General features: G+C 46.7%; 20 protein-coding genes and 2 pseudogenes. 11 read left to right on the top strand and 11 right to left on the bottom strand.

Annotated elements, in window-relative coordinates:
• Window positions 1-10: 10 nt before the first annotated feature.
• Together ICN44_RS07900 and ICN44_RS07895 are read right to left on the bottom strand one after the other, a co-directional pair.
• Entirely contained in the window at window positions 11-631 is a 621-nt protein-coding gene (locus ICN44_RS07900; RefSeq protein WP_216263411.1) for a barstar family protein, read from the bottom strand.
• A 128-nt stretch (window positions 632-759) separates the two neighbouring features.
• Entirely contained in the window at window positions 760-3,081 is a 2,322-nt protein-coding gene (locus tag ICN44_RS07895; RefSeq protein WP_216263410.1) for an NADP-dependent malic enzyme, read from the bottom strand.
• 105 nt (window positions 3,082-3,186) lie between these two features.
• Between ICN44_RS07895 and thiL the strand changes: the two genes are divergently transcribed.
• Genes thiL through ICN44_RS07880 form a run of 3 tightly spaced genes read left to right on the top strand, consistent with a single transcriptional unit; the run spans window position 3,187 to window position 5,248 of the window.
• Window positions 3,187-4,209, top strand: coding sequence for a thiamine-phosphate kinase (gene thiL / locus ICN44_RS07890; protein ID WP_216263409.1), 1,023 nt, complete (start codon window positions 3,187-3,189; stop codon window positions 4,207-4,209).
• A complete protein-coding gene (locus ICN44_RS07885; protein WP_216263408.1) occupies window positions 4,209-4,769 on the top strand; it encodes a phosphatidylglycerophosphatase A in 561 nt (186 codons plus the stop codon). The genes thiL and ICN44_RS07885 overlap by 1 nt, the downstream gene beginning before the upstream one ends.
• Entirely contained in the window at window positions 4,769-5,248 is a 480-nt protein-coding gene (locus tag ICN44_RS07880; RefSeq protein WP_216263407.1) for a CinA family protein, read from the top strand. The genes ICN44_RS07885 and ICN44_RS07880 overlap by 1 nt, the downstream gene beginning before the upstream one ends.
• Window positions 5,249-5,268: 20 nt before the next feature.
• Here the strand turns inward: ICN44_RS07880 and corA are convergent, their stop codons facing one another.
• Window positions 5,269-6,234 (bottom strand): magnesium/cobalt transporter CorA, encoded by a 966-nt coding sequence (gene corA, locus ICN44_RS07875; protein ID WP_216263406.1) that lies wholly within the window; start codon window positions 6,232-6,234, stop codon window positions 5,269-5,271.
• Between the two features lie 73 nt (window positions 6,235-6,307).
• On the opposite strand from corA, the gene pyrF reads away from it, so the two are divergent.
• The gene (gene pyrF / locus ICN44_RS07870; protein WP_216263405.1) at window positions 6,308-7,153 is read left to right on the top strand and encodes an orotidine-5'-phosphate decarboxylase; all 846 of its coding nucleotides are present in this window, start codon (window positions 6,308-6,310) and stop codon (window positions 7,151-7,153) included.
• Between the two features lie 17 nt (window positions 7,154-7,170).
• On the opposite strand, the gene mtgA is transcribed toward pyrF, so the two are convergent.
• From mtgA to mpl, 6 genes are read right to left on the bottom strand one after another with little or no spacing between them, the layout of a single operon-like run.
• Complete coding sequence (gene mtgA, locus ICN44_RS07865; RefSeq protein ID WP_216263404.1) at window positions 7,171-7,926, bottom strand: monofunctional biosynthetic peptidoglycan transglycosylase; 756 nt, start codon at window positions 7,924-7,926, stop codon at window positions 7,171-7,173.
• Window positions 7,927-7,935: 9 nt separating this feature from the next.
• The gene (gene aroE, locus ICN44_RS07860) at window positions 7,936-8,841 is read right to left on the bottom strand and encodes a shikimate dehydrogenase (protein WP_216263403.1); all 906 of its coding nucleotides are present in this window, start codon (window positions 8,839-8,841) and stop codon (window positions 7,936-7,938) included.
• A gap of 56 nt (window positions 8,842-8,897) precedes the next feature.
• Window positions 8,898-9,785 carry an energy transducer TonB gene (locus tag ICN44_RS07855; protein ID WP_216263402.1) on the bottom strand — a complete coding sequence of 296 codons (888 nt, stop codon included), beginning with the start codon at window positions 9,783-9,785 and terminating at the stop codon, window positions 8,898-8,900.
• The gene (locus tag ICN44_RS07850) at window positions 9,769-11,793 is read right to left on the bottom strand and encodes a ribonuclease catalytic domain-containing protein (protein WP_216263401.1); all 2,025 of its coding nucleotides are present in this window, start codon (window positions 11,791-11,793) and stop codon (window positions 9,769-9,771) included. Before ICN44_RS07850 ends, ICN44_RS07855 begins: the two co-directional genes overlap by 17 nt.
• Before the next feature lie 2 nt (window positions 11,794-11,795).
• A complete protein-coding gene (locus tag ICN44_RS07845; protein ID WP_216263400.1) occupies window positions 11,796-12,530 on the bottom strand; it encodes a beta-ketoacyl-ACP reductase in 735 nt (244 codons plus the stop codon).
• A 29-nt stretch (window positions 12,531-12,559) separates the two neighbouring features.
• A complete protein-coding gene (gene mpl / locus ICN44_RS07840) occupies window positions 12,560-13,960 on the bottom strand; it encodes a UDP-N-acetylmuramate:L-alanyl-gamma-D-glutamyl-meso-diaminopimelate ligase (RefSeq protein ID WP_216263399.1) in 1,401 nt (466 codons plus the stop codon).
• 26 nt (window positions 13,961-13,986) lie between these two features.
• Between mpl and ICN44_RS07835 the strand changes: the two genes are divergently transcribed.
• The 7 genes and pseudogenes from ICN44_RS07835 (at window position 13,987) to ICN44_RS07810 (ending at window position 19,656) form a co-directional block, all read left to right on the top strand.
• The gene (locus ICN44_RS07835) at window positions 13,987-14,514 is read left to right on the top strand and encodes a TlpA disulfide reductase family protein (protein ID WP_216263398.1); all 528 of its coding nucleotides are present in this window, start codon (window positions 13,987-13,989) and stop codon (window positions 14,512-14,514) included.
• 219 nt (window positions 14,515-14,733) lie between these two features.
• A complete protein-coding gene (gene aroQ, locus ICN44_RS07830) occupies window positions 14,734-15,183 on the top strand; it encodes a type II 3-dehydroquinate dehydratase (RefSeq protein WP_083564265.1) in 450 nt (149 codons plus the stop codon).
• Between the two features lie 36 nt (window positions 15,184-15,219).
• Window positions 15,220-15,681: an acetyl-CoA carboxylase biotin carboxyl carrier protein gene (accB, locus tag ICN44_RS07825; RefSeq protein ID WP_216263397.1), complete on the top strand. Its 462-nt coding sequence runs from the start codon at window positions 15,220-15,222 to the stop codon at window positions 15,679-15,681.
• 52 nt (window positions 15,682-15,733) lie between these two features.
• Entirely contained in the window at window positions 15,734-17,098 is a 1,365-nt protein-coding gene (gene accC / locus ICN44_RS07820; RefSeq protein ID WP_215362568.1) for an acetyl-CoA carboxylase biotin carboxylase subunit, read from the top strand.
• A gap of 15 nt (window positions 17,099-17,113) precedes the next feature.
• A pseudogene (gene prmA, locus ICN44_RS12340) lies at window positions 17,114-18,034 on the top strand (50S ribosomal protein L11 methyltransferase); the annotation flags it as partial.
• Complete coding sequence (locus tag ICN44_RS12335; RefSeq protein WP_370624886.1) at window positions 18,023-18,643, top strand: DUF3426 domain-containing protein; 621 nt, start codon at window positions 18,023-18,025, stop codon at window positions 18,641-18,643. The pseudogene prmA and the gene ICN44_RS12335, both read left to right, overlap by 12 nt.
• Window positions 18,644-18,696: 53 nt before the next feature.
• Entirely contained in the window at window positions 18,697-19,656 is a 960-nt protein-coding gene (locus ICN44_RS07810; protein WP_216263395.1) for a carbohydrate kinase family protein, read from the top strand.
• 97 nt (window positions 19,657-19,753) lie between these two features.
• On the opposite strand, the pseudogene ICN44_RS07805 reads toward ICN44_RS07810, so the two are convergent.
• Window positions 19,754-20,178 (bottom strand): annotated as a pseudogene (locus ICN44_RS07805) (histone); the annotation flags it as partial.
• A gap of 337 nt (window positions 20,179-20,515) precedes the next feature.
• Window positions 20,516-21,700 (bottom strand): ribonucleotide-diphosphate reductase subunit beta, encoded by a 1,185-nt coding sequence (locus ICN44_RS07800; protein ID WP_216263394.1) that lies wholly within the window; start codon window positions 21,698-21,700, stop codon window positions 20,516-20,518.
• Window positions 21,701-21,736: the final 36 nt, after the last annotated feature.

The following is a 21,736-nucleotide window of genomic DNA, read 5'->3' as shown; positions in this document are numbered from 1 at the left end:
ACTTTAGCGGTTAAGCAAAAGAATAGAAGACGCGGTATGGAGTGCGGCGCTCTGCCCAGAAATCAACGGCATCGCGGAAAACATCTAAAAGCGTTTCACGAGCTTCTTTGTCGAACTTCTGAGTGCAAGGCAGTCCTTCGAGCACCACTACAAATCCAGGTTGTGGACCAGACTTGTCTACGGTAGTTGTCAAAGCATCTAACAAAGGATCGTAATTTTTTGCCTGCTGCTTAGTAAATGAGTAAGCAATAGCAATAGATTCCAAAACCTCACCTTTAGTCATTGCATTTGCGCAATTGGCATAAATGAAGTGTTGACCCAATTCAGTTGCCGCTTCCTGCAAATCAGGAGTGCGGAAAGCGCGAATGGATTGAACGATATTAGGGCGCACACTGCGCAACATTGCCGGCGGTCCGGCATCGCGAACGGCCAAAGCGGCACGCCAAGAAGCTGTCACTTTTTTCCCCGAAACTTGATTTGCTGCATAGGTTTGTAAACGAGATAAACCGCCTTCAGCATAAATGTTGGCAGCGGATGATTCGGTTTCTAGGCGATCATTGCTATCCCAACTTTCAGCACGGCTATGTTCATCGAAGCTGGCTGTATTGCTGTTTTCAGAGCTATTATTCATGATGGATGCTAGGTTACCCGTAACACGCCATCAAATCAAGCCCAAATACAGTGCATTTTATGTAAAGCACTGATTTATATAGAAATAATTTATGTAAGTTATTACTAACTTACATAAATTACCCATTCTTAAGAAATGCCTCTGGCGTTACTTGCTGCCTCTACAACCGCCAAAGTTGTCACATTCACAATACGGCGCACAGTTGCGGCCGGAGTGAGGATGTGAATTGGCTTAGCAACACCCAGCAACAACGGGCCGATTGCAATGCCATTGCCTGCTGCTGTTTTTAGCAAGTTGTAAGAAATATTGGCAGCATCGATATTTGGCAAAACCAATAGATTGGCATCGCCCTTCAGTGAAGATGAAGATACTGCACCTTCACGAATGCTTGCATCTAAGGCGCTATCGCCATGCATCTCTCCATCAACCTCTAAAGTTGGATCCGCCTTCTGAAGCAATGCCAATACTTCGCGCATTTTGACTGCGGAAGGGGCGTTGCTAGAACCAAAATTCGAATGGGACAGAAGCGCAACTTTAGGCGCTAGCCCTAGCTTTCTCATTTCGCTTGCCGCCATGAGAGTGAGGTCTGCTAACTGTTCAGCAGTAGGATCAAGATTGATATGGGTGTCCACTAAAAATACTTGGCGACCCGGAAGGATCAAACCTGACATCGCACCATATACATTTGCACCAGGCTCATGCCCAATCACTTCATCAATATATTTCAAGTGCGTAGCGATATTGCCGACCGTGCCGGAGATCATGCCATCGGCCATGCCTTTTTGAATCAACAAGCTTCCAATCAAGCTGTTGCGGCGACGCACTTCCAACTTAGCAAACGACTGAGTTACGCCCTTACGCTCTGTGAGTCCAAGGTAGGTTTGCCAGAAATCACGGAAGCGTGAATCATTCTCTGGATTCACAATTTCAAAGTCATCGCCCGCTTTCATGCGCAGGCCAAACTTCTCAATACGATGTTCGATCACCGCTGGGCGACCAATCAGAATTGGGGTAGCAAGATGCTCATCAATGATGATCTGCACTGCACGCAATACACGCTCATCTTCACCCTCAGCGAACACAATACGTTTTTGATTTGCTGGTACACGTTTAGCAATGCTAAAGAGTGGCTTCATCAAAGTACCTGAGTGGTACACGAATTGCTGCAACTGATTGCGATAGGCATCGAAATCTTTAATTGGACGTAGAGCTACACCATCATCCATCGCCGCCTTAGCAACTGCAGGAGCAATCACAGTAATGAGGCGAGGATCGAATGGCTTCGGAATTAAATACTCTGGGCCAAAGGATAAGTTATCGAGACCGTAAACAGACGCCACCACTTCGCTCTGTTCTGCTTGAGCCAATTCCGCTACAGCCTTGACCGCTGCGACTTCCATGCCACGGGTAATCGTTGTTGCACCCACATCTAATGCACCGCGGAAGATGAACGGGAAACACAAAACGTTATTCACTTGGTTCGGATAATCAGTACGACCTGTTGCCATCACTGCATCTGGACGAACCGCTTTTACTTCTTCAGGCAAGATTTCTGGGGTTGGGTTTGCCAAGGCATAAACTAATGGCTTTGGCGCCATCTTCTTCACCATGTCTTGCTTAAGCACACCGCCAGCGGAAAGACCTAAGAAAATATCTGCACCTTCAATCGCTTGATCAAGCGTGCGCAGATCCGTCTCTTGGCAGAATGGCTCCTTCTCAGGATCCATCAACTCTTTACGGCCCTTGTATGCAACTCCAGCCAAGTCAGTAACCCAAATATTTTTACGCTGAATACCTAAATCAACCAATAGATCTAAACAGGCTAAGGCAGCAGCACCCGCTCCAGAAGTAACGAGTTTTACTTCCTCTACTTTTTTACCAACCACCTTCAAACCATTGATGATGGCGGCTGCAACCACAATCGCTGTACCGTGTTGATCATCGTGAAAGACCGGAATCTTCATACGTGCTTGCAACTTACGCTCGACTATAAAACAGTCAGGCGCTTTAATATCTTCTAAATTAATGCCGCCAAACGTTGGCTCTAGTGCCGCAATAATTTCTACTAATTTATCGGGATCATTCTCATTGACCTCGATATCGAAAACGTCAATGCCAGCAAACTTCTTAAAAAGAACTGCTTTACCTTCCATCACTGGCTTACTCGCCAGAGGTCCAATATTTCCCAAACCTAAAACAGCAGTGCCGTTCGTAATAACGCCAACTAAATTTCCACGTGCTGTGTACTTGAATGCATTTGCCGGATCCTTAACAATTTCTTCGCAAGGAGCTGCAACGCCAGGCGTGTATGCAAGGGCTAAGTCTCGTTGATTCGTTAATTGTTTTGTTGGAGCAATTTCAATTTTTCCCGGAGTCGGAAACTCGTGGTACTGAAGCGCTGCCTCTCTTAAGGCTGCAATTTGTTGCTCTTTATTGTTTTCTTTGCTCATCCACTAACTCGCTAAGTTTTGTCTTATCTTCATTTATCTAAGACTTATAAGACTTCAATTCTATTCCTCTCGGACATTCGTCTCAGAAGCACCATAAAATGGGGCATGTCTTCTCGCTCTACCCCCCTCGGTGAATTTGACCTGATTGAACGTTTTTTCAAAACGGGTGCGGATTCAATGCGCACTAAAACAGATCAAGGCGTTACCTTAGGTATTGGTGATGACTGCGCCCTAATCAAACCACCAGAAAATGAAGAAATAGCCATTACCAGCGATATGTTGGTGGAGGGCAGGCATTTTTTTGCTGGCGCCGATCCGGCCCTATTGGCCCGTAAAGCCCTAGCAGTCAACCTTTCAGACCTCGCAGCCATGGGGGCAAGTCCGCTGGGGTTTACTTTGGCAATCGCCCTACCAAAAGTAGATGAAGTCTGGCTAGAAGCTTTCTCTAAAGGGCTTTTTGCCATTGCTAAGGAGTATTCCTGCCCCCTTATCGGCGGCGATACCACTGCTGGCCCCCTCACCATCTCTATCACCGCCTTTGGCAGTATTCCCGCCGGCAATGCTATTCGCAGATCTGGAGCAAAGGCGGGTGATGATATTTGGGTCTCAGGAAAAGTTGGAGATGCCAGACTTACTCTTGCTGCACTGCGTCATGAAATAAATCTATCTAGCGAAGATTTACAACAAATCGAAGACCGTATGCATCAACCAATGCCGCGCATTGAATTAGGCATTCAATTGAGAAATGTGGCGAGCGCAGCTTTAGATATCTCTGATGGGTTGTTGGGTGATTTACGCCATATTTTGAAGCAATCGCAAGTTGACGCACAAATTCAGTTGGATCAATTACCAAAATCGGACATCTTGAAAAAACAAGAATCTTCTATTCAAAATTTATTTGCCGCATGCGGCGGTGATGATTACGAGCTTTGCTTTACTGCGCCGTCAAGCCAGCAGAAAAAAATACAGGAGATTGGTAAGTCACTGAACTTGCCACTAACGCTCATTGGAAAAATACTTCCGAGAAAAGATGATCAGGCAAGAGTATATTTACTAGATGCATCAGGAGTACTACTGAGCGATTCACAAGCAGCTCCTTTCCTCAACTCATTTGACCACTTTGCCTGATGACTAATGTTGAGCATTCCACAGAAGTGAAACCAAACCTTAAATGGGTTTTTCAAACTGCTAGTCGCACTATTGCCTTTGGCTTTGGTAGCGGGCTAAGCCCTATAGCTCCAGGCACTGCGGGCACCCTCTGGGCCTGGGCTGCATTTCTAATAGGCGAATACTTTTTCAGCACGGCAGACTTTCTCTGGATCATTGGTGGCGGCATGTTGCTCGGCTGCTGGATCTGCGGCCATGTCAGCGAAGAGCTGGGTAAAAAAGATTTTGGCGGTATTGTTTGGGATGAAATCGTCGCGTTCTGGCTGGTGCTTATCTTCATCATGCCAGCTAATATTTGGATGCAGTTGATTGCTTTTGCGCTATTCCGATTTTTTGATGCCATCAAACCAGGCCCTATTGGCATGATTGATCGTCACTTTAAAAATACTTCGAGTGATAGCGCTCAGCGATCAAGCTTCTTGCAAATTATTTGGCGGGGATTTGGAATTGTGGTGGATGATCTTGCCGCCGCCTTTTGTACGCTGCTTGCAGTAGCCTTGATACAGTTTCTCATTAGATAATGAACTCAATTGATCTCACCAAAACCTTAGCCGAGATTTTGCTTTCCAGAAATTGGACAGTGTCGCTCGCAGAATCTTGTACTGGTGGTCTTGTATCTGCCACCTTGACTGAACTTGCAGGCTCAAGTGAGTGGTTTGAACGTGGCTATATCACTTACAGCAATGAAGCAAAAACGGAGTGCCTGGACGTCCCAGCCCAGTTAATTGAGTCCCATGGGGCTGTCAGCGAGCTAGTAGCCAAGGCCATGGCCGAAGGTGCGCGAATCAATTCGGGAAGTGATGTGGCTATTTCTATCACTGGGATTGCCGGCCCTTCAGGCGGGACTACTGAGAAGCCCGTAGGTACAGTCTGTTTTGGCTGGGCGACTGAAAATCAAACCCTCACTAAAACCACACATTTTGACGGTGATCGTCAAGCAGTAAGGCAGCAAGCAACCGAATTTGCACTGACTGAGTTAATCGCACTACTCAGAAGCTAAGCGCAAATCTAGGCCGCCAATTACTTCATCCATCCTTTGCTATGGAAATACCAAAGAGGGATGATTGCTGAAATTACCATTGCAACAATTGCCATTGGATAACCCCAAGTGGCATCTAGCTCAGGCATGTGCTTGTAGTTCATTCCCCAAATACTGGCAAGCAAGGTTGGTGGCATTAAGGCTACGGATACCACCGAGAAGATCTTGATGATCTTGGATTGGTTTAAGTTAATGAAACCGACGGTAGCATCCATCAAGAAGTTAATCTTGTCGAATAAGAAGGCGGTATGGTTTTCCAGAGAGTCAATGTCGCGCAAAATTTGACGTGCTTCCTCTTGCTGCTCATCAGAGAGCAGCTTGCTGCGCATGAGAAAGGATAAGGCTCTGCGGGTATCCATCACATTACGACGAATACGTCCATTGGTATCCTCTTCCTTGGCAATAGTCTCTAAGACCTCTGCAGCATCAGCATCATTAATACTGTCAGAAAGTACTCGTTTACCAGCTTGCTCCAGGTTTTCATAAACCTCTTCCAAAGCATCGGCAGAATACTCAGCATCTGTTGAGTACAAATCTAGTAATACATCTTTTGCATTGCTCACTGAACCAGGACGCAAACGGGCACGCAAGCGAACTAAACGGAACACTGGCAAATCTTCGTCATGAATTGAGAACAATACTTGCTTGGTCAGAACAAACGCCACTCGAACGTTGCGAGAGGTTTCCTCTTCATCCAATAAGAAATCAGTACGGATGTGGAGGTGGCCATCATCTGCTTCAAAATAACGCGCAGATGCTTCTAAGTCACCCAAGTCATCTAACTCAGGCAAAAGTACGCCAAATGCCTCTTTAATCCAAATTAATTCCTCTTCTTCTGGATCAACCACATCAATCCAGATAGGATTGGCATATTGCAACAATTCATTGCGATCTTCGACTTGCTCTTGAGAGAGGCGGCCATTTTGCAGGACGAACAAGTTGATCATGGTGAACTCCTAAGGAATGTGCGCTAGTTTATCCTATAGGACATGACAGTTTCACTAAAATAAGCTAAAACCAATGAACTCTCGCTCAAATACCTTTAACCAGCAACTCCAGTCCGCATGGGCTTCCCAAGGTAGCATGCTGTGTGTTGGTTTTGACCCGGATCCAAAGCGCTTGCCACCCTCCCTGCAAGGGAATACCGAGGGCATCTATGAGTTCTGCCGAGAAATCGCTGATGCGACCGCGGATTTGGTCTGCGCCTTCAAGCCGCAATTTGCTTACTTTGCCTCCCAAAGAGCAGAGGCTCAACTAGAAAAACTAATCAAGCACCTCAAAGATAAATACCCCCACATCCCAGTCATCCTGGATTCCAAACGTGGAGATATCGGCAGTACTGCTGATCATTACGCCCTGGAGGCCTTTGATCGCTACGGCGCTGATGCTGTGACCGTGAATCCATACATGGGCTTTGACACCATTGAGCCCTACCTCAAGCACACAGGCAAAGGAGTTATTGTCCTCTGCCGCACATCCAACCCTGGCGGGTCAGATTTGCAGTTCCTGAATGTAGCACCCAATGGCGAGCCTCTTTATCTGCATGTGGCTAAGCTGGCTTCACAACAGTGGAATAGTTCCGATCAGATCGGCCTGGTAGTCGGCGCTACTTTCCCAGAAGAAATTGCCAAGGTACGCGCCATTGTTGGAGATATGCCCTTATTGATTCCAGGGATCGGTGCTCAGGGTGGTGATATTGATGCCACTGTCAGCGCGGGAAAAATAACTGGCAAACCAGGAACAGGGATGATCATCAATTCTTCCCGAGCGATTCTGTATGCCAGCTCAGGCGCTGATTTTGCAGAAGCGGCTAGGGCAGTTGCCATGAGTACTCGTGATGCACTTCGAGCTGCTGCAAACAAATAGTTCAGTAAAACAAGAAATTATTTACCTGAACCGCTCTTTGGGTAAGGCGCCAAGGCAACTCTATCCATGCTTTCCAAGACAAATTCTTGGCGAGCGGAATAGTTAATACTTCCTCGACGGCAATACTGCTGCTTGTCAAAACACTTGGGCGCTGGCAGCGCTGAAGCTAGAGCAGCAGCTTGGTCCCGATCTAGGGCTGCTGGACTTGTAGCGAAATAATGCTGAGAGGCAGCACCAATTCCAAAAATGCCCTCACCCCACTCTACCGAATTGAGATAGATCTCAAATAATCTCTGCTTAGAAAGTATTAACTCCAAAAGCCCGGTGATGATGAGCTCCTGGCCCTTGCGCAAATAATGTTGCTCTGAAGAGAGAAATAAATTTTTTGCTAATTGCTGAGTAATAGTAGATCCACCCCGTAACGCTATTTTGGATTTATTGCCTGCTTGGGTTTTTTGCTGATTCTGCTGTTGATTTTTCTGCCAGGCTTTTTGCATATCCTCAACTCGCACACCCTTGTGTTGAAAGAAGATATCGTCTTCACTGACTAAAACAGCGCGCTTGAGATTGTTCGAGATCTTGTCATAAGGCACCCAATAAGACTGCACCGGACAGGTCCAATGCCAAGTACATAAGCGCCAACGCTCAGCCCTCTGAAATGCAGTGCTACTGGGATCTAAGCTCATCCATAAAGCAATCTGCAGGGCGAAAAAGATTTGCATGGCAATAAATCCTGCGAGCAAACACTTCACTGGATATAGAAGCCAGCGCATCAGGGCAAATTAACTGCGTAACTTTGCTAAGACTGCGCGGGGGTCAATTGCACTCGCTAATTGCGCGCCCCGCCATAGCAAGAATGCATCAGCCGCTTGCTCAACCAACATTCCAAGACCATCACTCACGCGCGCACCTCGTTGTAAGGCCTGCTGCATGAAGGCAGTAGTTTTGCCGTAAACCATGTCATAGGCGAAAGAGCTGGGCACAAAAATATTAGCTACCGCTTCGGGCGTCAATGGGGACTCATCGGTTAAACCAGCAGCAGTAGCGTTAATGACCAAATCAAATGGGTGCTGAGTTTTTGCAACATCCGCTAAATCCGCCAAAGTACGCGACTCTAGCGCTACCTCCTTAGAGCCGGCTAAATCTGCAAATAGCTTAACCAACTCATCCGCCTTTGCGCTGGAACGATTGGCAATGATGAGAGACTTAGGAGATTGCTCTAGCAAAGGGCCAATCACACCACGAGCGGCCCCACCAGCACCTATCAATAAAATGCGAGCGCTATGCAGTGCAATACCTTGAGCCAGTAAATCGCGTACTAGACCAGCACCGTCGGTATTGTCACCAAAAATTTTGCCTTCCGTCTTCCACAAAGTGTTAACGGCACCAGCCAATTGAGCGCGTGGTGTTAATACATCAGCCAGATTTTGAGCATCTAGCTTGAAAGGCACAGTGACATTCATGCCTTTACCCCCCGAAGCAAAAAAAGATTCTGCTGCTTGAGCAAATGAATCTATATCCGGCTGAAGACGGCCATAGTGCATTAGTTGCTTTGCCTGTTGCGCAAAGCGTTGGTGTATTGCTGGGGACTTGCTGTGAGAAATCGGATTACCCGCAACCGCATAGACATCCACGTCAGCAAAAAGGCTTGGATCGGTGTGTAGGGAGGCGGTATCAGTAGAGCTCATGATGACTACAGAATAAGCTAATTTGTAAGCTGAGTTAGTAAACTTTTTAAATAGTATTAATGGCGTAGCTCTAGACGATCCACACCATCACGCGTGAACTCAAAGGTAGAGATCCAATCTAAGACATCGATTTGATTGCGCATTTCTGAAGGAAAAGGGCCAAATGGTGCGGAGGCTCTCACAATTGCCAGCGCTTGGCGGTCTAACTCGGGATTGCCAGAACTACGTCCAATCGAGAGCCCATCCTTTCCTTGAGCATTTGTAGTAATTCTGCCTTGGTTATCAACACTGACAACAATCACTAGACTACCGTACAAAGGGCGTCCATTCGCCCTTGGGAAAAAAGCACTACCGTAAACTTCAATCTTCTGACGCATCGCATCGTAATAATGCGCAAACGTGACTGCTTTGGTATTGGCTCCAGTCAATACCTTACGTCTAGGCTCTTTGCCATCAGCCTGTAAGCGTTTAGCTAACTCAGCCTCTAAAGAATTTAATTGGGGAGTAATTTTTTGTTCGTCGCCACTTTTTCGACCACCTGAAAGAGTGCGCTGCTCGTCCAGCTTTGCGAGCATTTGCTTTTGCTGTTTTTCTAAAACCTCTAGTCGCGCTTCTGCACCCAATCTTGCGCGGTGCATTGCTGTGGCATCTTGAGTTTCTGTTTTGCCGCCACCCTGCAAATCAGCCTGCGCCAACTTATTTGCTTTTTGAGGTGGCGTTTTATTGCTGGCGTTTACTAAAACCACGCTCAGCGGGGTATTGAGTCTGCGATTCTGGATCTCTCCCACACCCCAACGGAAAGATAAAAAGAGAACATGAATCAGTATCGAAGTGCACAAGGCAAATCGGAATGGGTAGCGATTCCAGGCCCTGCGTAAATAACGCCAAGCCTTGCCAAGCCTTTGGGGGCATGGAAACTCTAGCGATTTAATCTGGGCTAGCATCTTCTTCAGAATTTTCTGATGGCACCTGCTCTACAGCCTTTTCAGGAGCGTCGACCTTAACTTCGATCTCCAACACACGAACACCAGCACTTAGCTGCAGCAAATCTACATCTGCGATCACCACTTCCGCACGGGTCATGCGTGGATGGGTTGCCAATTCAGGGATAGGTAGATGTAGGGGTACTAACTCCACTCTGGACATACCCTCTTTTAAATGGCGCACATGCACTGTTTTCGAATCACCGTCTTGAGCGATCCAACGTAAGCACCAATACTTTTCCAAACGATCCTGAAACTCGCCATAAGCTTGATAGCAAGACTCAAAGTCAGCAGCAATACCCATCAAGGTAGCATCTCTCGGTGGGAAAGGGGCAACCATCTTGGCAGCGACACCATGCTTTGCCAGCGCAATTAATTGCCACTGATTCACCAAATCAGAATACCGACGTAAAGGAGATGTACACCAGGCGTAATAGTCCAAACCAAGACCCTCATGAGGTCCAGGAGTGGTTTGCATCCGGGTACGCAATGGACCCCAACCCTTTTGAGTTCTGAATAATCCAGGAAGACCATGATCTGCAAGAAGCTGTCCTGAGGCACTATTACAGAAAATCATCCACTCCGCAACAATCGTATCCAAAATAGAACCGCGTTGACGTGGCACAATTTCTACGCGCTGCACCCCATCAACATCTTGAATCTGAAAATGAAAGTCTCTTGCCAGGGCATTTGGATCTATGACACCTAACTGCTCAGCACGCAAACCATTTGCTAGACGCTTCTCTTGACGCCCTGCATGCAGATGTTTAGCAGCTTGCCATAGAGTCGCCAGCTCTTTGCGATAGGGGTAGTTAGAACCCTCATCCAGCAGACTTTCCTCACTCACGAGATGCTCAATGTTTTCCAGGCGCAAATTAGCAGCCATCGGCACCATCTCGGTACGCATCTGCAAGCTCGCTCGATTGGCAATGCCCTCAGCATCAATATCAACATAGATTGATAAGGCTGGTCTAGGCATACCCTCATCTAATGAAAATTGCTCAATTACTGAATCGGGCAGCATTGTAATTTTGTCACCCGGAAAGTACACCGTGGACATGCGATTGCGTGCGGCTAGATCTAATGGATCATCTTTTGCAATGACCAATCCAGGAGCGGCGATGTGAATACCTACTCGATGCCCACCCTCGATTACCGTAACGGATAGAGCATCATCAATCTCTGTAGTGCCCGAATCATCAATGGAGAATGCTTGTACCTGAGCAAGCGGCAGCTCAGCAATAGCAGCTGCATATGCTGCTTGATCAACTCCGATAGCAAGGTTGTGATCCGCTCCATTCGGAAAATGCACCTTTAGGAACAAGCCCTGGTGATACGCTAAAGGTGAGTCAATTGCGCCACAGCGAATCATCAGCTGCGCCGGAGACTCCCCGGTTTCAGTGCAGGCTGCGATCAATGCCTTATAGGCAGAGGTATTTTTATCGGGCGAGAAAAGTAATTGCTTGGCTGAAGACTTCAGCACTTCAGGGAAGGTACCAGCAACCAACTCTTGCTGCCAAATGGATTGCTGTTCGAGCTCTTTTTGCTTGCGATCTAAAGCAGCTAAACCAGCCTGTAACTGCTCTAGTGGAGCTCTCTGAAACCGTCCACGCCCCTTGCGACGGAAAAATACTGGCGCACCTTGCAAGGCAATTGCCAGAGCAACTTGCTGCGGAATACTCGCTTGTGAGCCAAAGTACTCATGCGCCACATCAACCAAGCCAAACTCTTCATCAGGTGCACAGTCCCAAAGGAACTGCAAATCAATATCGGCAGTGAGTGTGCTGGCTTCATCCATAGCCATTTGTGCTTCAGGCTTTTCAAAACGCAGCCACACTTCCTTGGATTTGAGTTTGATCTTTTTTCCAGACAGACTGGTTGCTTGCCAAGACTCTGCATCGCCAGCCCCTGAAGCAGACTGGACTGTGGCGATCTTAATATCGCCACCTTCTTCGTATAAAAGATTCATGCTTAGAGCGAGATCCCGCCGCTGGCCTCTAATGCCACTCCATTGACATAGCTTGCCTCATCGCTCGCTAAGAATAAATACACATTTGCCATTTCAGCGGGGGTACCCAGACGACCAAGCCAACTGCGTTTTTCAATGTCTTGCACAATATTTGCTGGCATGGCCATGACCATTTCAGTGGCGATAAAACCAGGGCACACCGCATTGACTCGAATGCCTTTAGGCCCCAATTCACGCGCCCATGTTTTTGTAAAACCAATCACACCAAATTTAGTAGCTGAGTAATTGGTTTGGCCAAAATTACCGTAGAGACCCACAACGCTTGATGCATTAACCACTGCGCCAGAGCCAGCCTCCAGCATATGCGGTACGATTAACTGAGTGCAATTGAATACGCCCTTCAGATTGACATCAATCACGGTATCGAACTGTGCTTCGGTCATCTTAATCAAGCGTGCATCTTGAGTAATGCCAGCGTTATTGATTAAGATATCAATCCGTCCGTGCTTTTGCATTACCTGGTCTACGACTGACTGAATGCTAGCGCGATCGGTGACATTCATGGCATAGCTTTCTGCATTAGGCGTTTTTTCAGCCGCGCTATTAACAGCCTCCAGGCCAATATCCGTAATGATGACTTTTGCGCCTTCTTCTGCAAAACACTGAGCAGTAGCAAAACCAATACCCTTTGCCGCGCCGGTAATGATGGCTACTTTGTCTTTTAGTCTATTGCCCATGATTTGCTTTCTGTATTTACTTGTATTTTTTACTGCGCCGAAATGACTTTTAATATTTTCTGATGTACGCCACCAAACCCGCCATTGCTCATTACCAAAATATGATCACCAGGCTGAGCCTCATGCGCAACCGCATTCACTAATGCCTCAAGATCATCAAAGGCATGTGCTTTACCCTGTTCCTGCTTGTTGAGTGGAGATAAGACATCTGCCAAATCCCAACCCAATGATTCCTTGCCGGCATTAGCGCCATAGGCAAACACTTTGTCAGCAGCCTCTAGACTTCCAGGAAGTTGAGCTTTCATCACACCGAGCTTCATCGTATTTGAACGTGGCTCAAGTACCGCCAAGATACGTGCTTTACCAACACGGCGACGAAGACCATCAACTGTAGTCGTGATCGCGGTTGGATGGTGGGCAAAATCATCATAGATCGTGATGTCATTTGCAACACCAATCGTTTCCAAGCGACGCTTTACATTCTTAAATTCCGCCAACGCACGTGCACTATCTGCTGGAGAGATACCAATATGATTTGCGCAAGCAATCGCTGCAAGTGCATTGAGTTGATTGTGTCTACCCATCACACCAGAATCAGGCGCCCACTTCACAGTGGCCACTTCTTCACCTGTCTTGCGCACGATGAAGCCATCAGCCTCTTGAGCAATCAAAGACCATTCGTTTGTGAGTTCTTGCCCGAACCGCTCTACAGGCGCCCAAGCGCCACGCGTGATCACGCTCGCCAATGCAGGCTCCTCACCATTTACGACCAGTAAACCATGGCCAGGAACAGTGCGCACTAAATGATGAAATTGCGTTTCGATTGCCGCAAGATCAGCAAAAATATCGGCGTGATCAAACTCTAAGTTATTCAATAGGGCAGTACGTGGTCGATAGTGAACGAATTTACTGCGCTTATCAAAGAAAGCAGTGTCATATTCATCAGCTTCAATAACAAAATATTTACTTTCACCTAAACGTGCAGACACTGTGAAATTCAGAGGTATGCCACCAATGAGATAACCCGGCTTGTAACCGTTGAATTCCAAAATCCAAGTCAACATAGCTGAAGTGGTTGTCTTGCCATGCGTACCCGCTACGGCCAAAACATGTCGTCCATACAAAACTTGTTCGCCCAACCATTGCGGGCCCGAGATATAGGGTAGCCCTTGATTGAGAATTGCTTCCATCAATGGATTGCCGCGAGAAACCACATTGCCAATCACAAATAAATCGGGCATGGTCTCAAACTGAGATAATTGCTCAGGTGAGAATCCCTCAATCAGTTCGATGCCTTGAGCTTCAAGCTGCGTACTCATTGGGGGATAGACGTTGGCATCGCAACCAGTAACACGATGCCCAGCCTGCCTCGCGATTGCGGCAATGCCGCCCATGAAAGTACCGCAAATGCCCAAGATATGTATATGCATTAGCGAATTTTAGCGAAGGAGTTGCAATGAACCGTAGACAATTGATCATCATCGTCGCAATTAGTCTTTTGGCACTCCTTGGGGGCGTACTAACCTCCCAGTGGATTTATAAAACTGGTTTGGCCAGCGATCCTGCTGTGAAAGCATTTTTTGCCAATTCTTGGCAAACGCCGGATGGAAAAACAGTCAATACCCAAGATTGGCAAGGAAAAGTGCTGGTGGTGAACTTTTGGGCCTCCTGGTGCCCCCCTTGCGTTGAGGAAATGCCAGCTTTAGATAAACTTCAGCAAGAGTTTTTGCGGCAAAATGTCTTATTTGTCGGCATCGGCATTGATTCACCCTCTAATATTCGTGAATTTCTTTCAAAAACCCCAGTGAGCTATCCGATTGTGATTGGCGGTCTTGAAGGTAGCAATCTTTCTAAGCAACTAGGAAATTCCCAAGGCGCCCTTCCATACACCATCATCATCAATGCCAAGGGAAAGGCCAGCTATAGTAAATTAGGTAAGATAAGCGAAGATGACATCAGAAGTGCCATTAAATCTGCTTTATAGGAAGTTTTAAGCTGTAAATGGATTTATCGAACCATTAATTTTTGCCTAAAAATTAAGCATTTATTTTGATATCCGCCCCTAAAAGCGATGAAAATTCCTATTTTTGCAGCGAGTTTTTGGTCTTTTTCTAGCTTTTAAAAGGTATACTTCCCTTCATAAGCAATCGAGCATGAAGTTATTTAGCAATTTACGCTTAACTGCCTCTAAAAACAGGGATCTATGTCGAAAAAAGCTTCAATTCTCGTAATTCAAGGCCCAAACCTAAATCTATTAGGCACCCGTGAACCCGATGTTTACGGAAAAACTACCCTAGAAGATATCCACCAAAGGCTCGGCGAACTGGCAAAAGCGCAGTCCGTTGATCTCGATACCTTTCAAAGCAATCATGAAGGTGAGTTAATTGACCGCATTCAAAAGGCTAAACAAGATGGGGTTGATTTCATCATCATCAACCCAGGCGCCTTTACCCACACAAGCGTTGCATTACGCGATGTCTTGGCTGGGGTAGCTATTCCCTTTACCGAAGTCCATTTATCCAATATTCATCAGCGCGAAGAATTCCGTAAACATTCCTATTTGTCCGACATTGCGACTGGGGTGATTTGTGGTCTTGGCGCGATTGGCTATGAATTAGCTCTTCAAGCAGCTATTGCTCGCTTGCAGAAATAAAACAATTTAAAGAATTACAAGAGAGGAAGCACTCATATGGATCTGAGAAAACTAAAAACCTTGATCGACCTAGTTTCTGAATCAGGCATTTCAGAGTTAGAGGTAAATGAAGGCGAAGATCGTGTTCGCATTGTGAACGCCGGATCTTCTGCGCCCGCTGGCCAAATGGTTTACGCCAATCCAGCACCTGCGATGCAAGCTGCACCAGCAGCTAGTGCACCTGTTGCAACAGCTCCTATCGCTGAAGCTCCCGCGGCTGAAACTGGCTCTATTGCACGCTCACCAATGGTTGGCACTTTCTACCGCGCCCCAAATCCAGAGTCTCCGAACTTCGTCAACATTGGCGACACTGTCAAGGTGGGTCAAACGCTTTGCATTATTGAAGCAATGAAGCTACTCAATGAAATCGAATCCGAGCACGCTGGTGTGATCAAAGAAATTCTTTGTGAGAACGGTCAAGGTGTTGAATTTGACCAGCCGCTTTTCATCATCGCTTAATTGACTACCTTTAGTTCAATTCCAATTCACCGTTACTTAACTCAGAGCCGACATGTTCGATAAGATTCTGATTGCCAATCGGGGAGAGATTGCTCTCCGCATCCAACGCGCATGCCGCGAGTTGGGAATTAAAACTGTGGTGGTGTACTCCACAGCAGATAAAGAAGCCAAGTATGTAAAGCTTGCTGATGAGGCTGTTTGTATCGGACCAGCGCCATCCCCGCTCAGCTATCTGAATATGCCAGCGATCATTTCTGCGGCGGAAGTTACCGACGCAGAAGCAATTCACCCTGGTTATGGCTTCCTTTCTGAAAACGCAGACTTTGCAGAGCGGGTTGAGAAATCTGGCTTTGCCTTTATTGGACCTACAGCTGCGTCTATTCGCCTGATGGGTGACAAGGTTTCTGCAAAACGCGCCATGATTAAAGCTGGTGTTCCTTGCGTACCTGGATCAGAGGGCGCACTTCCTGACAATCCAAAAGAAATTATTGCAACCGCAAAAAAAGTTGGCTATCCAGTAATCATTAAAGCTGCTGGTGGTGGTGGTGGTCGTGGCATGCGAGTGGTTCACACTGAAGCTGCGCTGATCAACGCTGTCAATATGACCCGAGAAGAAGCGGGTCGTGCCTTTGGCAACCCAGAAGTCTATATGGAGAAGTTTTTAGAAAAACCTCGCCACGTTGAGATTCAGATTCTTGCCGACACCCATGGTAATGCGATTTGGTTGGGTGAGCGCGATTGCTCTATGCAGCGTCGCCACCAAAAAGTCATTGAAGAAGCGCCGGCACCAGGCATTGATCGTCGTCTTATCGCCAAAATTGGCGAGCGTTGCGCAGAAGCCTGTCGCAAGATTGGCTATCGTGGCGCCGGTACCTTTGAGTTTCTTTACGAAGATGGCGAATTCTTCTTCATTGAGATGAATACCCGTGTTCAGGTGGAGCATCCAGTGACAGAAATGATTACTGGTGTGGATATCGTTCAGGAACAAATTCGTATTGCGGCTGGCCTGAAACTCAGCTATCGCCAAAAAGACATTGTTTTCCGTGGTCATGCCATTGAGTGCCGTCTGAATGCTGAAGATCCATTCAAGTTCACCCCAAGCCCAGGCAAAATTGGTTCATTCCACATGCCTGGTGGACCTGGCATTCGCGTTGATTCGCATGCTTACAGCGGCTACGTAGTGCCATCAAACTATGACTCCATGATTGGTAAATTGATTTCTTACGGCAATACTCGTGAGCAAGCCATTCGCCGCATGCAGATTGCGCTCTCTGAGATGGTGATTGACGGCATTACAACCAACGTTCCACTTCACCGTGAGCTCATGCTAGATCCGAACTTCATTGAAGGCGGCACCAGCATTCACTACTTAGAGCATCGCTTAGAAGAGCAAGCTGCGAGTCGCGGTAAATCCTAATGATGAAAGCGCTTCATGTCTTATCGTGAACTGGTATTCACGGTAGCTGCTGAAACCGCCGAGCCTTTGGGTGACGCGCTTTTGGATTTGGGCGCCCTGTCCGTCACTGTTGAAGATGATGCTGCTGGTGGCTATGACGAAAATCCACTCTATGGTGAGCCAGGCCTCTCTCCAGAAGTGCAAGCGTGGGATAGATCAGCAGTAACCGCTCTCTTTAATCCAGAGATTGATGCTTCAGGCAGCGCGGAATTTATTCCCGAACTACTCGCATCCCTTAAAGAGGCAGGCTTTCATCTAGCACCTCCTCAAGAAAAAACAGTTGAAGAACAAGACTGGGTTCGCTTAACCCAAAGTCAATTTGCACCCATTCAGATTGGTGAGCGGATTTGGGTAGTGCCATCTTGGCACGATGCGCCAACGGATCCTAATGCGATTTGCCTTGCGGTTGATCCAGGTCTCGCATTTGGCACTGGTAGTCACCCAACTACGCATTTGTGTCTTCTTTGGCTTGAACAACAAACTCATTTGCAGAATCAAAGTCTCTTGGATTACGGTTGTGGCTCAGGCATATTGGCAATTGCTGCCGCAAAGCTGGGCTGTAACCCAGTGATCGGCACCGATATTGATCCACAAGCGATGGTTGCCGCTCGCAGCAATGCAGAAATCAATAACACCACCATTCGCTTCGTCTTGCCAAACGAAGGCGCACTCGAACTGGCTGCCGAAACCAAATATGACATCGTGATGGCCAATATTCTGGCAAATCCACTGCAAGTTCTTGCTCCTGCCTTAGTCAACAAGATAAAAGTAGGCGGACGTATTGTTTTGTCTGGCGTGCTTGCGCGTCAAGCAGAAGAAGTGATTGCTACCTATAGCCAGTGGCTCAAGCTCTCCGTTTGGAAAGAGAGTGAGGGCTGGGTTTGCTTGCACGGCACCTTAAACAAGGATAAGCAAAGTCATTCTGAATCTACTTTTGCTGCACCTGCTCAAAAAAAAATTCTTAAGTTCGCCCTTTTAACTGCTTTACTTCTGCTGCTCCTAGTTTTTGGAGAGCATCTCTCCAGAAATTCATTACTGCCCGCATTAGCTCCACGCATTGATGGGACATCGAATTCCATTTCCGTTAGTGCGTTTCATGTTTTACAACATATCGATGCAAAACTTTGTCGTGCACTAGGATGTCTAGATCGCACTGTGAGCGATTTTTCCGCATGGAAAATAACTTCAGCCGCACTTGCGCCAGAAAACGCGCGAGAAGGCCTTAAAAACCCTGCAAATCAATCTCTGTTGCAAGTGGAGATACAAAATCGTCTAGCTATTGCCGTTTTAGCTCCAAATTTAGAAATTTCTTTGACTGATGCAGAAGAATCTGAAATCAAATCACTGCAATTCACTCCACAAGAGTGGTTACCGAAAACTTGGCAAGAATCTCATCCTGATTTTTTAAAAAAAGGGATTCCTTCTGGCGAATTGCTTCAACTTGAGTTGCCTATTTCTCTGCCACCAAATGCTGCGGGCTATCGTGTTCGAGTGCTCTATCCCTAAATCGATTCATAAACACTATATTTACCCCCAATTTTTTATAAAGAAAGTAATTTATGGCTAGCTTAATTTGTGGCTCTATCGCCTACGACACCATCATGAACTTTGAAGGCAAATTTGCCGATCAAATCCTGCCTGAGCAGATTCATATTCTGAATGTAGCCTTTTTGGTACCAACTATGCGCCGTGAATTTGGCGGATGCGCTGGCAATATTGCATACAACCTCAATCTTTTGGGCGGCGATCCGATCATCATGGCTACGGTGGGTGGTGATGCTGCGCCCTACATGAGCCGCCTTGAGCAACTCAAAATTGATGCAAGCCATATTCGCCAGATCGATCAAGCCTTTACTGCGCAAGCGATGATCACCACCGATCAAGCTAATAACCAAATCACTGCTTTCCACCCTGGCGCCATGGATGAATCCCACCTGAACCAAGTCTCGGCAGTTATGACTGAGCGTAGCAAGAACGCTAAGGCTCCAGCGAAATTAGGAATCGTTGCGCCCGACGGTCGCCAAGGAATGTGGGAGCACTGCCATCAACTAGCCGATGCCAATATTCCTTTTATCTTTGATCCAGGCCAAGGTTTACCAATGTTTAATGGTCCCGAGCTTCTGGAATTGGTAGATATCGCTAGCTACTTAGCGGTAAATGACTATGAGGGAGAAATGCTTTCTCAAAGAACAGGCTTGAGCTTGGTCAAAGTGGCTGAGCGAGTCAAGGCACTGATCGTTACTAAAGGCGCCGAGGGGGCGGATATTTATGTTGATGGCAAGGTTATCGCGATTCCACCGGTACCGGCTGCAAAAGTAGTGGATCCAACAGGTTGCGGAGATGCATTCCGCGGTGGATTGCTCTTTGGTTTAGAAAATGGCATGGACTGGGACACCACTGGCCGTCTCGCTAGTCTCATGGGTTCAATCAAAATTACCCACCAGGGACCACAAAATCACCAACTCAGCAAAGATCAAATCGCAGAACAATTTAAAGCGGCGTTTGACTTTAGCTTCTAAATCGAAATAATCCTAGGCAGCATAGGATTACTTATTTCTTCTTCTAAAAATAAAAAAGGGGTCTCGTGAGAGACCCCTTCTAGTAACACCCATCCGATTAAGGACGTGTGCCAGTTGGGAAGGGCCAAGCAGCAGCAGGATTCAACGCACTAGTCGCTGGTGCAGCTTTCTTAGCCACGGGCTTTTTTACAGCAGAGCCCGCTTTCTTCGCAGTAGGCTTACTTACTTTTTTTTTGCTACTTTACGAGCTACTTTTTTAGCAGCAGGCTTCTTAGCAGCTACACGCTTCTTAGCAGCAGGACGCTTTTTAGCAGCTACTTTTTTAGCAGCAGGCTTCTTAGCAGCTACACGCTTCTTAGCAGCAGGACGCTTTTTAGCAGCTACTTTTTTAGCAGCAGGCTTCTTAGCAGCTACACGCTTCTTAGCAGCAGGCTTCTTTTTAGCTACTTTTTTAGCAGCTGGTTTCTTTGCAGCTACTTTTTTAGCAGCTGGTTTCTTTGCAGCAGGTTTTTTCTTGGCGATTGCCATATTAATACTCCTTCACGTGAGGATTAGTACAAACTACATTAAGAAGACCCGACCATTCATTTCCACCTGGTTTTGCAACCTTTTGGATCTGACGAGCGAGCCATTCATCGGCGCACGGCTTGATGCTAGGTGCTGCACGCTAATGAATCCTGGAAAAAAAGCCGTGGTCCCAAAGGACAACGGCTTCTTAAATGTGCTGGAAAAAATGGAGAGAATAGCCCTGGCACCCTTGAGCAAGGGTTTTCGGATTTGAGTCTGTTTTTGCTGACTTCTTAAACTATCCAACCGTCTAATCTCCAATTTAGCCGGCTATGCGCTTACTTACTGCTGACTACTCCCAACTTAGCGCACCGCCAGTTTGATACTCAATAACGCGTGTCTCAAAAAAGTTTCTTTCTTTCTTAAGATCAATCATTTCTGACATCCATGGAAATGGATTCTCTTCATTTGGGAACATCGCGTCAAGTCCTATTTGCAAACATCTGCGATTACAGATGTATCTTAGGTACCCTTTGAACATCGGAGCATTCAATCCGAGTACTCCGCGAGGCATCGTATCTTCGGCATAACGGTACTCTAATTCAACTGCTTTTTCGAAGATGGATTTGATCTCGTCTTTGAACGCAGAAGTCCATAACTGCGGGTTCTCCAGCTTGATTTGATTAATCAAATCGATACCGAAATTGCAGTGCATTGACTCGTCGCGAAGGATGTATTGATACTGCTCAGCAGCACCCGTCATTTTGTTTTGACGACCCATTGCAAGTATTTGCGTAAAACCAACATAAAAGAACAAACCTTCCATCACGCAAGCAAAAACAATAAGTGATCGGAGCAACTTTTGATCGTTTTCTAATGTGCCAGTCTGAAAATTCGGATCAGTTAAAACATCAATAAACGGAATTAAGAATTGATCTTTAGCGCGAATAGATTCAATTTCGTTGTACGCATTGAAGATTTCAGCCTGATCTAAACCTAAAGATTCCACAATATATTGGTACGCGTGGGTGTGAATTGCCTCTTCAAAAGCCTGGCGCAATAGGTATTGACGGCATTCTGGAGCAGTAATGTGGCGATAAGTACCCAAAACAATGTTGTTTGCTGCCAAAGAATCTGCAGTTGTAAAGAAACCCAGATTGCGCTTGATGATGCGACGCTCATCTTCTGTCAGGCCATTCGGATCTTTCCAAAGCGCGATATCGCGGTTCATATTGATCTCTTGTGGCATCCAGTGATTTGCGCAACCAGCTAAATACTTTTCCCAAGCCCATTTATATTTAAATGGAACCAACTGATTTACGTCAGTCTTGGCATTAATGACGCGCTTGTCAGCCGCATTAACACGCAAGGCAGCGCCACCAACTGCAGCAGCTTGCGCTGGGGCAGTAGCAGCAACTTGAGGGGCTACTTGAGCAACCTGATCTACCTGTGGGCGCTGTGGCTCGACCGCAACCGGTTGCGGTGCAAGATTCGCCTTGGCTAGTGCCGGAGCGACTTCTTCTTCCCAATTCAACATAACGTTCTCCTAATTCTTCTATTCTGACCAATAAGC

Source organism: Polynucleobacter sp. JS-Fieb-80-E5 (assembly GCF_018882015.1).
Taxonomy (GTDB): Bacteria; Pseudomonadota; Gammaproteobacteria; order Burkholderiales; family Burkholderiaceae; genus Polynucleobacter.
The sequence above is the reverse complement of the archived record's forward strand: the minus strand, read 5'-3'. Positions and strand labels throughout refer to the sequence as shown.